13 protein-coding genes are annotated in these 12,353 nt (G+C 44.4%); 6 read left to right on the forward strand and 7 right to left on the reverse strand.

What is annotated here, in order from left to right; all coding sequences use genetic code 11:
• Positions 1–31 precede the first annotated feature (31 nt).
• The 3 genes from G400_RS16280 to G400_RS0107320 form a co-directional block, all read right to left on the reverse strand.
• Positions 32–205: a hypothetical protein gene (locus G400_RS16280; protein ID WP_017260904.1), complete on the reverse strand. Its 174-nt coding sequence runs from the start codon at positions 203–205 to the stop codon at positions 32–34.
• A 108-nt stretch (positions 206–313) separates the two neighbouring features.
• Positions 314–481: a hypothetical protein gene (locus G400_RS16285; RefSeq protein ID WP_017260905.1), complete on the reverse strand. Its 168-nt coding sequence runs from the start codon at positions 479–481 to the stop codon at positions 314–316.
• Between the two features lie 108 nt (positions 482–589).
• Positions 590–919, reverse strand: a complete 330-nt coding sequence (locus tag G400_RS0107320) for a bacteriocin immunity protein (RefSeq protein ID WP_017260906.1) — start codon at positions 917–919, stop codon at positions 590–592.
• Positions 920–1,268: 349 nt separating this feature from the next.
• On the opposite strand from G400_RS0107320, the gene G400_RS14750 reads away from it, so the two are divergent.
• From G400_RS14750 to G400_RS0107335, 3 genes are all read left to right on the forward strand, one after another.
• Positions 1,269–3,164, forward strand: coding sequence for an endonuclease MutS2 (locus G400_RS14750; protein ID WP_017260907.1), 1,896 nt, complete (start codon positions 1,269–1,271; stop codon positions 3,162–3,164).
• 100 nt (positions 3,165–3,264) lie between these two features.
• Complete coding sequence (locus G400_RS0107330; protein ID WP_017260908.1) at positions 3,265–3,735, forward strand: hypothetical protein; 471 nt, start codon at positions 3,265–3,267, stop codon at positions 3,733–3,735.
• Positions 3,736–3,836: 101 nt separating this feature from the next.
• Positions 3,837–5,474, forward strand: a complete 1,638-nt coding sequence (locus G400_RS0107335; RefSeq protein ID WP_017260909.1) for a glycosyltransferase family protein — start codon at positions 3,837–3,839, stop codon at positions 5,472–5,474.
• 60 nt (positions 5,475–5,534) lie between these two features.
• Here the strand turns inward: G400_RS0107335 and G400_RS0107340 are convergent, their stop codons facing one another.
• Entirely contained in the window at positions 5,535–5,807 is a 273-nt protein-coding gene (locus tag G400_RS0107340) for a helix-turn-helix domain-containing protein (RefSeq protein WP_026017048.1), read from the reverse strand.
• 241 nt (positions 5,808–6,048) lie between these two features.
• Here G400_RS0107340 and G400_RS0107345 point away from each other — a divergent pair, with 241 nt between their 5' ends.
• From G400_RS0107345 to G400_RS0107355, 3 genes are all read left to right on the forward strand, one after another.
• The gene (locus G400_RS0107345; RefSeq protein WP_017260911.1) at positions 6,049–6,444 is read left to right on the forward strand and encodes a type II toxin-antitoxin system HicB family antitoxin; all 396 of its coding nucleotides are present in this window, start codon (positions 6,049–6,051) and stop codon (positions 6,442–6,444) included.
• 416 nt (positions 6,445–6,860) lie between these two features.
• A complete protein-coding gene (locus G400_RS0107350; protein WP_017260912.1) occupies positions 6,861–7,286 on the forward strand; it encodes a MarR family winged helix-turn-helix transcriptional regulator in 426 nt (141 codons plus the stop codon).
• A gap of 6 nt (positions 7,287–7,292) precedes the next feature.
• Positions 7,293–8,450, forward strand: coding sequence for an MFS transporter (locus tag G400_RS0107355; RefSeq protein ID WP_017260913.1), 1,158 nt, complete (start codon positions 7,293–7,295; stop codon positions 8,448–8,450).
• 94 nt (positions 8,451–8,544) lie between these two features.
• On the opposite strand, the gene G400_RS0107360 is transcribed toward G400_RS0107355, so the two are convergent.
• The 3 genes from G400_RS0107360 to sfsA form a co-directional block, all read right to left on the reverse strand.
• A complete protein-coding gene (locus tag G400_RS0107360; RefSeq protein WP_017260914.1) occupies positions 8,545–10,731 on the reverse strand; it encodes a Tex family protein in 2,187 nt (728 codons plus the stop codon).
• A 480-nt stretch (positions 10,732–11,211) separates the two neighbouring features.
• Positions 11,212–11,481, reverse strand: coding sequence for a zinc ribbon domain-containing protein (locus tag G400_RS0107370; RefSeq protein WP_035143719.1), 270 nt, complete (start codon positions 11,479–11,481; stop codon positions 11,212–11,214).
• 86 nt (positions 11,482–11,567) lie between these two features.
• On the reverse strand, positions 11,568–12,323 hold the full coding sequence (gene sfsA / locus G400_RS0107375) for a DNA/RNA nuclease SfsA (protein ID WP_017260916.1): 756 nt from the start codon (positions 12,321–12,323) through the stop codon (positions 11,568–11,570).
• Positions 12,324–12,353 lie beyond the last annotated feature (30 nt).

The raw sequence follows: 12,353 nt of genomic DNA on the forward strand, positions 1-12,353 counted from the left end.
CAGGGCTTAAGACTAAGGCCATGATAGTGAATCAGTTTTTGTGATTTTTCTTATAGAGTGTGTAATAACCTAGAACTTCCAGGCTTAACCCCATGTATGTGATTTGGACAATGTTGTTGTCAAATCCGATTGCAAAAGTCCCAAATAGTGCGACAACAAGTGTGAAGAGCATTAACAAACGTAAAACGAAATCTTTAGTCTCCATAATGGGGCCTCATTTCAGCGGATCTATTCAAGTGAACTCATTTTACTCTCAGTACATCTGCCGAAACATTCATCTGTAAACAAAAAGCGTGCATTATTGCAATAAAAGTTAATTTCCATCGTCAAAGATTGTGTAGTAACCAAACATTTCGGCCAAAATGGTGATATAAGATAACTGGACGATCAGACTATTGTCTCCGATAAACAATGTGCCGAAGATTGTTGTTAGTGCTGTCACCAAAATGAGTAGATTTAAAACAAGCGCCTTTTTTGTCATAATTAGACCTCGTTTCATTGAGAGCAGTTAAATTGCACAAAATGATTATATTTGAACATTGTTTTACTACGATCAACAAAATAAGGGAACTAATTTGTTTCGAATTGTTTAGTTACTTGGCCAAGTATTGACTGTATTAAAATTATTCAAACCTTGCCAAGCTGATTTAGGTTGTGCGGCATCACCGATCTTTCTAAGAGCCGCGCCTTCATCGGCGGTTAGCTTAAGGTGATCAGCCAAGCACATCGTGTTGATGTTCTGGTAGACAGAGCGCGCTTCGTTTTGTGGTGTTTGTTGTTGATGAGCCAGCTTTTCACTGGATTGGTCAATGATTTCTAATAAGTGTTGACGATTGTTCTCTTGTTCGTTTGCAGTGGCAACAGCCCGTTTGAATTCACTGAAAAGGCCGAGGATGGTTTCTTTATCGTTAGTTGACATAGTTATTCCTCCTGTGAATATTATGTATGATTAATGATTCAATAATAATGTACCACTGAGAGTCTAGATCATGCCAGTTGTAGTTATACGTGACGTGTGTTACCTTATTCGTATCAATTAAAACGAGGTTGGGCTGTATGAGTGTGATTAATCTTTAGTAACTAGTTTTTGAACGAACCCGAAACAGGGGTTAGTTTGTGCTGGACTAAAGGTTAGGACACTCGCACGCCAGACAAAATGGAGTTAATCCATGATGGAGACCGTGTGAGTTGCTGAAACGCAATAAGCACGGTCTTTTTGTGCACTTTTTTCCGGCACAAATGCGGAATTGTAGGAGAATCAAACCATCATGAATGAAGAAACTTATCAAAAAACGGACTTTAACGTTATTCGCCAGCAGGTTGCCAAACTTGCTACGAGTGAAGCAGCGCAGACACATTTGCAACACATGACCATCCTAACGAACCTAGCTGAAGTTCAAGCATTGCAAACAGAAACGGTTGAGGCTAGGCAGTTACTTGATGCTAATGTACATTTGCCATTTCTGAGCCTGGATACGGTTCAAAATTTATTAACTAAGCTGCACCGTGGTTATTTGCTTACGGCCGAACAACTCGTGCAAGTGGCCGACTTTGTTCGTGGCAATGCTGACGTAGCCACGGTGCTCAAACGTAACGCAACGATTGCACCGACACTAGCCAGTTACGCGGACGCCTTAACGTCAGTGACCGATCTGGCAGATGATATTTATAACGTTATTCATAACAACCAGGTCATCGATGATGCAACAGGGAATCTGCGAAAGCTGCGGCGTCATCAACGCGATGTTCAGGCACAGGTTCAAGCGGTTGTGCAGAAGGCGAGTCAGCGATACGCACGGATGCTTCAGGAACGTTTGCCAGTCACCAAAGCCGATCAGCTTGTGCTGGCCGTCCAAGCGACGTTTAAAAATCAGGTTCCGGGTACGGTTGTCGGTAGTTCTGCGACGGGCTCGACGATTTACATTGAACCGCAAACTGCCATCAGATTGAATAGTGAACTGGCCGAAGTAACGAGTGGCGTTGAAGCTGAGGTTTATCAAATTTTGGCTGGCTTAAACGCTCGCGTTAGTGAATATGAAACCACAATTTTACGTAATCTAGACGTCATCACGGCGTTAGATGAAATCATGGCTCGCGGCAAGTACAGTGCCTCGATCAATGGTGTGCGCCCACATCTGAATGAGCGAGATCAAGTGAGAATCGACAAAGGCCGTCATCCACTATTGGGCGAACATGCGGTACCACTATCTGTCCGGTTGGGATATGACCATCGTGGTTTGATTATTACCGGGCCAAACGCCGGTGGAAAAACGGTTGTCCTAAAGACAATTGGCCTCTTTATCATCATGGCCCAATGTGGACTACAGGTGCCAGCCGCCGATACAACTGAATTGCCAATCTTGCAGCAGATGTTTGCTGATATCGGGGATGACCAGAGCATTGAGAATGCCTTGAGTACTTTCTCGAGTCATTTGACTAATTTAACGGCCATCACGAATGCGATTAAGCCACACAGTTTAGTTCTGCTCGACGAGATTGGTAGCGGGACTGAACCAAATGAAGGGGCAGCACTGGCTATCGCGGTGATTGAATATCTGTATCAGCATGGCGCACTCGTCGTTGTCACAACGCATTATGGTGAAATCAAACGGTATGCTCAGCAGCATCCTGCCTTTACCACTGCGGCGATGGCGTTTGATGAAGCGACCTTGATGCCGAAATATCAGTTATTGATGAATGAGGTTGGCGATAGTAATGCCTTTTGGCTGGCCCGTCGTTTGAAATTGAATCCAAACATTATCGAGCAAGCAGATCATTATCTAACTGACCATGATTATCGGACGGATATTTACCAGATGAAGGCCGTTCAACACGTTGAAAAACGTGAGCAAATTACTTACACACAAGGGGATCGTGTTCGTCTTAACACAGATGGTCGTCAAGGACTCGTCTACGCTCAAGACAAGCAAGCCGAGACGGTGACTGTTTACGTCAACAATCAGTTTGAAACGATTCCGGAACGGCGATTAACTCGACTAGGTAAAGCGGCTGATTTATATCCTGCAGGGTATGACATGACACGGTTATTTAAGAAGTACGATGACTATAAGTTCCAGCGTGATCTGGATCGCGGCTCCATGAAGGCGCAGAAGAAGCTGGACAAACAGATGCGTCAGCTACAAGATGATCGGCACCAGTCATAATTCTAAACTGACGTGGTCATAAAACTGTCAATCAGTCCGAAACGGCGATAAACTATGAGCATGATTCAGTTTAAAAACATCAGTTAATGAGGTTATGCAAATGGCATACAAAGTTGATTTTAAAGAAGTTTCGCCAGTTGGATTGGAAAGTTCACCGGTCGCCGATGCACTGGCAGGCTTGCGGGCAAACGAAGCCCGTTATTTCTGGAACAAATACAAGTTTGAATACGTGACCTACCCAGCCAGTGAAAAGCAGGAAGAAGTAGCCTGGTTTGAAAAGCTAATTAAGGCGGAACGCGATTTAACATTCAGTGAGAAACTGTTAGAAGTCGCCGTTTATGAAGACGATGATCTGTACTGGCCAGAATTTTACTTTGAAAACGGTATGGTATTGAATGTGCTATACGAAAAAACGGGTGAAAAGCCCAAACGTGCTGTTGGTATCAAGTTAGCAGTTGGTGCACCAGTACCACCTGAGTTGGAAGGTAAATTTAAGTTTGCTCATCAACGTTCTAAGCTAGCGGGTGAAATTCGTGGTAGTTTCTTCAAGGTAAAACAAACGTGGTTGTAGAAAGTTACACATCAATAACGGATTCTCATGCGGTGTTCATTTTGTCTTCACTTTAACTATGGTAAGATACCAACGTTATTTTTAATTTTGGGGTGAACATTGTGGACTATCGTGAATCATTAATGGCACAAGGAAGTCAGCATCAACGAACGGCTGGCTTCTATGGTTGGGCCAGAGAACACCGGAAACTCTGGCTGTGGTTAACGTTTGTACTCGTCGCCATAGCAGTGGAGCTGCCGTTTTTATTGAATAATCACCTGTTCGGCGGGTGGGACCAACAATTCCACGTCAATCGTATCGAAGAACTGTATCTCTCTGCTAAAAATGGCGTATGGCATAACGCGATTAGCACATACACGTTTCGTGGGTCTGGTCTTGGCATTCAAATCTTTTATCCATATGTCTTTCTGTATCCGTATGCGATATTGAGGTTAGTCGGCCTACCGGGGATTATGGCGTTATACCTAGGCAATGCTTTTTATATCATCGCAAGTTGCTGGATTTCATACTGGTGTATGCGCGTATTTCTAAAACTGCGAGCAGCACGGCGGCCAATCTCCGGGGCATGGTTATTCGCCATATTGTATAACCTGTCTGGTTACATGGTCTTTAATGAAACCGTGCGTTTCGACTTGCCCGAAGCACAATCAATGATGTGGTATCCCATCTTATTTTTGGGCCTATATCTCACACTGACTGAACACCGACGTGGCTGGTTGCTGACAACGCTGGGCGCGACGATGCTCGTATACACGCACGTCTTGTCAGCCTTGTTAGCAGCGGGGACGGTCGTTGTTGTTCTAGCTCTTGGTTGGCGCTACCTTAATCGGTGGCAAACATGGCTGGATTTAGTACTCACAGCAGTAGTAACCGGTCTGCTAAGTTTGCCAGAACTACTGGGGATGCTTGGTACTACGAAACAAGTAACAGTGGCCTCACCGTTGATCGGTTCGCTGGCAAAACAGGCGATTTCACCCTTCGTCGCAGTCGTCTTTAGTATTGGCAATGTCACGAAAACGGGCTTGTTGACGCACGGCGTGACCTTGGGCACGATTGTCTTGTTGGCGCTTGTGGCGCTATGGATCGGTTTTCGTCATCTCGATCGGTTTGGCAAAACACTGGCTATTTTAAGCACGGTTCTGTTCTGGATGACAACAAAACTCTTTCCATGGCGTTTTCTGGAACATACGCCGATCAACCTAATTCAGCATCCATGGCGGTTCTATACGTTTATCAGTTTCTTTGTCCTGGTCGCCTTTGTCATCCTAGTTGATCGCATGCAATTACGTTTCAACTGGCAGGGTTGGATTGTAGGATTGTCACTGTTACTCACGATGGTGACCGGATTCGTCTATGCCGGGGTATCGTCGCCAAAGGTGAGTGCCAATAGCTATGAACAGTTTGCGACGGATGCGAATTATTTCGATTACGCGCCCAAACGCAGTGTGCATCATCTGAAAGCTATCTATGCACATCAGGCAGTGGTCTTTGAAGGCGATGAAGCCATTAGTCATCCACATGTAAAGATGATTGCACAACCTAATGGGATGACCATTCAGTTGCCCAAGACGGTAAGTGGTCACCGGGTAGACTTACCGGTTTTTAACTACGGCAGTCAGCATTATGTGGTGAGAACGGGTGATGCCAAGCGATTACATGTGAGTGTTTCTGAACGCGGGACGGTACAGGTTTACGTGCCAAGTGGAACTAAAACAGTGCAGGTTCATTATCGGAAATAAGTAGTAGAATTCAAAATCCACCATTGGAGAGCGTTAGCAGACGCTCCAATGGTGGATTTTTTAGATGAATACGATTTTTGCTTCCTTGCCGACGCCATTAGCGATATCTTGTAAGGTATCAAGACGAGGCGCAAGATTACCATTCTCAATTCGTGCAATAGTGGATTTTGCTTTGCCCGCCCTTTTTGCCAATTCTGCTTGAGACAAGCCTAAACTTTTGCGTAGTTGGTATACCGCAACGGCGGCTTCTCCAGCTCGCAGGTAATATTCATAGCCTTGTCTGAATTCTGGATCTTTCAACTCTTCCTGTAAAATATCATTCATTGTCCGCATGATCATTCACGACCTTTCATAAACTGAGCGCGAACATCTTTAGCAATAGCAAGTTTGCTATCGTAATTCAATTATTTTGGCTGAAATATTGATATGCCCGATATTAAAATCGTTTATGTTAAATCACAAGATCAAAAGATGTCAAATACGTGTTAAAATCTTATTTATTGGGACGTATGGTACGTATTTTTAATTGAAAAATTAGTATGGTTCAACGTATGTTTAAAGGAGGAAAGTAATTATGTCTAAGGATGAAGTATTTTATCCCGCTATTTTTCACCATCAAGAGGACGGTGCTTTCACCGTTAAAGTGCCAGATTTAAAAGGTGCGGTGACGTATGGCAATGATATGATGACAGCGTTTCACAGTGCCCAAGACGTTATTGGCGGCTATTTGTTTTCTGAAAAACATTATCCAGAACCAACTGATGTCGCTGAAATTCCACTCGTTCCAGGCGACCAACTGGTGATTGTGCCATTGGATCTCAATGAATATCGCAGTCGGGAGCAACAAACCAAAAAGGTGAAGGTGACTGTGACGATTCCTGAAGGTTTACGCGATGAAGCCCGAGAACGGCACATTGTGTTATCGCATGTGCTGACCGAAGGGTTACGCAGAGAACTTGCAAATGATTAAATGGAAGCAAAAGTTTGAGCTACTACATTATTCGCATATGGTTTATTCAAAATTAAAAAAGATTACACAGACACACAGAGTTAAATGCTAGAAATTAGGACTAATGAGGGTTTAGCTAAGGCCGCAACTCGTAATAGTAGTTGGTCTGAATAGTGTTGGGGAAAGTACTATTCACGAGTACATTTTATTATGTAGGAACAAATAGGACTGCCAGAAGCTCATTTTGAGCATTGGCAGTCCTATTTGTTTTATAGGTAAATCATAGTATGTTTTTGACCACTTTCAGAAGGCGATGGCGTTTTTTCGCAGTATTAGTAATGGTTGGCGAAAAATGATCTTAGTTAATTTTTTTGAAAATAAATTAGTGCTTACGAAAATATACAGTATGCTGTACAATTCGTCCATGAGGTGATCTTATGAATGAAGATGAAATGATTTCACGGCAACTGTTACAGTTGGCCCGGCGAATTAAACAACGTCGAAATTTACATATCCAGGATTTGAATTTAACTCTGGGTCAAGGTGATGCGTTGAAGTATTTTGCAGAAAATCCTAATCAGACAATCGCAATGTTCAAAGATTATCAAGGAATTACGCATCAAACTGCACGGGTGATCGTGAAACATATGGTGACCTTGGGAATTGTCACTTTGATACCCAATCCTAATGATGGTCGATCAAAACTAGTGCAGGTAACGCCACTTGGGGCATCTAAATATGCTCAGTTAGATAAACATGGGTGGCAAACAAGTGAGGAACTATTTACTGGGTTTACGCCTGAGGAACGACAATGCTTTTTAACATTAGCGCGTCGAGCTAATGCCAACTTGGAAAGGGAATGATTTAGCGTGAAAACGCGTCTATATACAAAAGATGTGAAATTAGTTTTAGCGGCTAGCTTTTTTTATTTAATGAGTCCAATGTTGATTAACCCGATTATTGCTGGTTTTGCATCCAATGTTGGGGCTAACAGCATTTTGGCTGGCGTGATTGCCGGGACAATGAACCTAACAGCACTAGTATTACGGCCACTAGCGGGCAATTTAACTGATCGTGTTTCTAAGTATCGTTTAACTTTAGCTGGTGGCGTCTTCATTTTATTGGCGAGTTTAGGCTATACGTTTACTACTAATGTGGCGTTGATCATGGTTTTTCGAGTGATTAATGGTCTTGGCTATACATTATGTTCAGTATGCATGGCCACTTGGATGACGGACCTACTGCCGGCGGACCGGATTGGTTCTGGAATGGGTATTTATGGATTAGCTAGTGCTTTGGGGATGGCTATTGGACCCGCGATTAGTGTTTATTTATATCAACACTATAGTTACCAAAGTGTTTTCTGGTTGGCATCAGTGTTTAGCGTTTTAATGTTGTTCGTCATTCAGTTTGTAGGCAATCGAGGCCTTCCAAGCCCAACGAAGCAAACGACCACGCCAACTAAGAAGAAAATGCAGTTCGTTCAACCTAAAGCTGTACCCGTGATGGTAATTCTAATGTTGTTTTCGTTGCCGTACTTCGCAACAGAAACTTACATTGTGAGCTACATTGCCCATCGCCATTTTGCGGTACCAGCCGGACTTTTCTTTCCGACATACGCCGTTATTTTGTTAGTTATGCGAATGGTGTTGCGTGATGCATTTGACCACGTGCCGTTTAAAAGGTTTATTTGGCTGTGTTTAGGACTGAATTTGCTGGGATTAATCGGGCTGACCGATTTAAATAATTTATTTATGTTGTTTCTTGGGGCATTTGGATTTGCTGGTGGATATGGTCTGATGTTTTCAATTTGTCAGGCTAAAGCGTTGACGCTGGTGCCGGCCTCGGATCGCGGATTAGCGAATAGTACATTCTATATCGGTGTGGACCTAGGTATGTCAGGCGGACCGATGCTAGCGGGATTAATCACGGCTTTTTTGCCGTGGAAATGGCTCTATCCAGTTATGGTGTTGACGCTACCATTGATTGTACTGGTTTATCTAGCCAATCGGCGAGCATTGGCGTAACAAAAGCCGATGCCTGTCTGAGTAATTACGCCATTTAACGTAAAAGGGACCATCAACAGCTTTTCTGAGCCTGTTGATGGTCCCTTTCTAGCTTCTATTCTTCATTTGGCTTCAGCATCGTTAACTGAATTCGTTGCCGGTTCAAATCAACGGAATCAACCCATACGGTGACGATATCGCCAACGGAGACGATTTCAGCCGGATTCTTGACGAACCGTTTTGTTAGTTTGGAAATGTGGACGAGGCCATCGTGCTTCACACCAACATCGACAAACGCGCCAAAGTCGATGACGTTGCGGACGGTACCTTGAAGTTCCATACCGGGTTTCAGGTCTTCGATGGTCAGCACGTCATGACGTAACAGTGGGGCCGGCATATCGTCACGTAGGTCACGACCTGGTTTAGCCAAACTATCGAGAATGTCGGTGACCGTTTCTAGACCAGCACCGGTTTCCGTTGCAATCGCATGTTTGTCGAGCTTAGCGGTAGCCTGTTTAAATTCATCGGATCCCAGGCTATCGACATCTGTATTGGTCAGCGTCAGAATCTCGTTAGCAACAGGATAGCTTTCTGGATGGACATCCGTGTTATCCAGAGGATTCTTACCACCGATGATGCGCAGGAAACCAACGGCTTGTTCATAGGCTTTAGGTCCAAGACGGGGAACCTTTTTCAACTGACGACGGTCCGTGTAGCGGCCATTCTCATTACGGTAGGCGACCACGTTGTTGGCAATCGTTTTGTTCAGACCAGAAATGTGTTCCAGTAATTCTGAACTAGCGGTATTGAGGTTAACGCCGACTTGGTTAACGGCCGTTTCGACGACAGTGTCCAGTTGAGCAGACAGTTCTTTGTTTGGAACATCGTGTTGATACTGACCAACACCAACACTTTGAGGGTCAATTTTAACCAGTTCAGCCAACGGATCTTGCAAACGACGGCCAATGCTGATGGCACTACGCTGTTCAACGTGTAAGTCGGGAAATTCGTCACGAGCAGCTTGGCTGGCAGAATAAACGGAGGCACCAGCTTCGTTGACGATGACGTATTCGACGTCGCGTTTGATGCCTTTTAACACATCGCTGACAAAAATTTCCGATTCACGCGAAGCAGTTCCGTTACCAATGGCGATCATTTCGACTTGATATTTTTCAAGAAAATCATGGAACTCGCCAGCGGCTGCTGCACGTTTATTAGCAGGAGCAGGCTTATGTGGATAGATAACAAGTTTATCGAGATACTTGCCATTAGCGTCCATGACGGCGAGCTTACAGCCAGTCCGGTAGGCAGGGTCGAAGCCGAGCACAATCTTACCTTTCATCGGGGCCTGCATCAGCAGGTGATACAGGTTGGTACCAAACACTTTGATGGCGTGTTCATTGGCCGCATCAGTCAATTCATTACGTAGTTCACGTTCGATAGCTGGGCCAATAAACCGTTTGTAAGTATCTGCGTAAGCATCCTCAATCACTGCCACTGCCGGACCCTGCCGATGGCCGACAGTCCGAAAGTGGAAGAAGTTCATGATGGCGTCAGTATCAACGTCGAGACTCACACGCAACACGCCAGCTTTTTCACCACGATTAATGGCTAAAGTTTGGTACGCTGCCATCTTCGTGAAGGGTTGTTCGAATTCATAATATTGTTGATAAACGCCGTCTTCATCGGCTTCTTTACCCTTTGACTTAACCGTCGTCGTTAATTTGGCATGACTACGCGTATAGTCACGGATAAATTCACGGAATGAGGCTTCTTCACTGAAAGCTTCTGCCAGGATTTCGTGAACCCCAGCAAGAACAGCTTCAACATCAGGGAGTTCCTTATCTGGGTTGATATATTTAGCTGCTTCCGTTTCAACAGATTCTTTATGAAAACCGAGTAGCCATTTGGCAAACGGCATTAAACCGGCTTCCTTAGCAATGGTGGCCTTAGTACGCCGCTTTTGTTTATAGGGTAGATATAGATCTTCAACTTCCTGAACCGTTGTCGCAGCGGTGATTTGTTGCTGCAACTTCGGTGTCAGGGCTTTTTGTTCAGTAATACTATTGATGACTTCCGTTTTTCGATTAGCCAGTTTTTCGAAATGGTTCCAAGTATCTTGAACGGTGCGAATCTGCACTTCGTCAAGACTGCCGGTCATTTCCTTCCGGTACCGTGATACAAACGGAATTGTGTTGCCATCATTCAATAGGTTAAGCGTGGCAGTAATCTGCCGTGACCGAATGTCTGGTAAGGCATCAGCCACCTGTTTGAGTAAAGTTGAATCAAGTTGGGTTGCCATATTTCCTCCGATTAAATCCTGCGAGTTACAGGTTTAATTATACGTGTTCGTGTCAGACTTTTGAAGAAGTGTTGAGTGGTGCTTTCGGTTGTCAACAGTGACACGCTTACCGTGGGACCGGTTCGAACCTTCTGAAACCCGAAGTCTTTCACCTCGCCATCAAGCCTCGTGGGAAACCGAGTCTTGGTGACCGTCCGTGTTGTAAATCCGAGAGAGCCATTCGGATTAACAACACTTTCACGGTTCGGTATCACTGTTGACGCCCTCCTATTGGCTCCACAGCTGTTTTCGTGCGAGCAGCGTTTAATAGCAGCTTGTAAACTGAATGCAATGCCGCAACAGTAACTATTGAAAATAGTGTCTTTAGCCCTAAATTGCACAAAAATAATCCCTTTAGAAATCATCAGACAGGTATCATCTTCGGTGAGTTCAAAAGAGATTATTTTCTATACACTAAATTGCTTGGTACAGTTTCGGCAGTTAACTTATTTCCGGTTGACGCCAACGCTTAGTTCGTTTCAACACACCCGGATAGAAGAATTTCATGAAGCGTTTCTTCAGTGTAGATGTATTTAGCTGATCAATAATGGTTAACCCGCGAACTTTCATTTCATCGAACGTAATGGCGGAATCAACAAATTCACCATTCTGATAACAACGATGATAGTAAATGTTTGAAGCGCGTTGATTGGCTTCTGTTCCAAACTGGTTCATATGGGGTAGACCACAACTCTGACAAACCTCGTTCATAAGCGTGTACCTCATTTCGGTTTAGTTATGGCCTAACCATATCATGAGCGACACTTGTTCTTCACCAGATGTGCTTGTTGAATAATCTATTTAATCAAACCCATCTCTACCTGCGGATCAATAAATGGTTCATCAATCCGAAACTCAGCCGGTCGGTGCAATGCCATGCCATTTTCGTCGACTTTTGAACAGTAGGCGGCAATTTTAACCCCGTGTGGCACAGCCGCCTTAATAGCAGCTGTAAGTTTGGGTGCCATGTGGTGATTCAAGGTGAGCACATCGATATTATCAATCTGAATGACGAAAAATAGGTAGGCCATGTAGCCCTCGTCAATCGCATGTTCAAGATTATAAACGTGCTTCACTGCCCGAATCGTTGGTGCATCTGGAAAGCCGACGATTCCGTGGCTTTCTAACGTCGCGCCCTTAGTCTCAACAAAGAACTCTTGTCCGGTACTTGTCTTACCTTTGAAGTCGACACGGGAATCGCCAAACGGCACTTCAGGACGAAATTCTGTAATTGTGCCAGGTAAGTCAGGAAAGGTGAGTAGATCAGCGTCTACCGCTTCCTTAGTTACCTTATTTGGCATGGCACTATCAATGTTTACCCAGAAGTCACCATGGTCAGTGCGTTTGATGACGGAGACCATATCCCAGTGTGTTTTTCGTTCAGGATTTTTAGCTGGCACGATTGAAACGGTTGCGCCGGGAATTAGCAGATCTGCACCGCGACCCGTATTTTTTAGATGAGTTTCAATGGTTTCGCCGTTTCGTTCAACTCGGCATGTAAAGCGACTTGGTCGGTCCACATAATGTGCCAATTGTGCGCCTTCATACTGCATAATAGGGCCTTCCTCCGTATGTTTAACAGT

Source organism: Furfurilactobacillus rossiae DSM 15814 (assembly GCF_000428925.1).
Taxonomy (GTDB): domain Bacteria; phylum Bacillota; class Bacilli; order Lactobacillales; family Lactobacillaceae; genus Furfurilactobacillus; species Furfurilactobacillus rossiae.

Bases quoted from the DNA above. Each gene is read 5' to 3' on its own strand.
- G400_RS16280 (WP_017260904.1), bottom strand. From the start codon at position 205: ATGGAGACTAAAGATTTCGTTTTACGTTTGTTAATGCTCTTCACACTT.
- G400_RS16285 (WP_017260905.1), bottom strand. From the start codon at position 481: ATGACAAAAAAGGCGCTTGTTTTAAATCTACTCATTTTGGTGACAGCA.
- G400_RS0107320 (WP_017260906.1), bottom strand. From the start codon at position 919: ATGTCAACTAACGATAAAGAAACCATCCTCGGCCTTTTCAGTGAATTC.
- G400_RS14750 (WP_017260907.1), top strand. From the start codon at position 1,269: ATGAATGAAGAAACTTATCAAAAAACGGACTTTAACGTTATTCGCCAG.
- G400_RS0107330 (WP_017260908.1), top strand. From the start codon at position 3,265: ATGGCATACAAAGTTGATTTTAAAGAAGTTTCGCCAGTTGGATTGGAA.
- G400_RS0107340 (WP_026017048.1), bottom strand. From the start codon at position 5,807: ATGCGGACAATGAATGATATTTTACAGGAAGAGTTGAAAGATCCAGAA.
- G400_RS0107345 (WP_017260911.1), top strand. From the start codon at position 6,049: ATGTCTAAGGATGAAGTATTTTATCCCGCTATTTTTCACCATCAAGAG.
- G400_RS0107350 (WP_017260912.1), top strand. From the start codon at position 6,861: ATGAATGAAGATGAAATGATTTCACGGCAACTGTTACAGTTGGCCCGG.
- G400_RS0107360 (WP_017260914.1), bottom strand. From the start codon at position 10,731: ATGGCAACCCAACTTGATTCAACTTTACTCAAACAGGTGGCTGATGCC.
- G400_RS0107370 (WP_035143719.1), bottom strand. From the start codon at position 11,481: ATGAACGAGGTTTGTCAGAGTTGTGGTCTACCCCATATGAACCAGTTT.
- sfsA (WP_017260916.1), bottom strand. From the start codon at position 12,323: ATGCAGTATGAAGGCGCACAATTGGCACATTATGTGGACCGACCAAGT.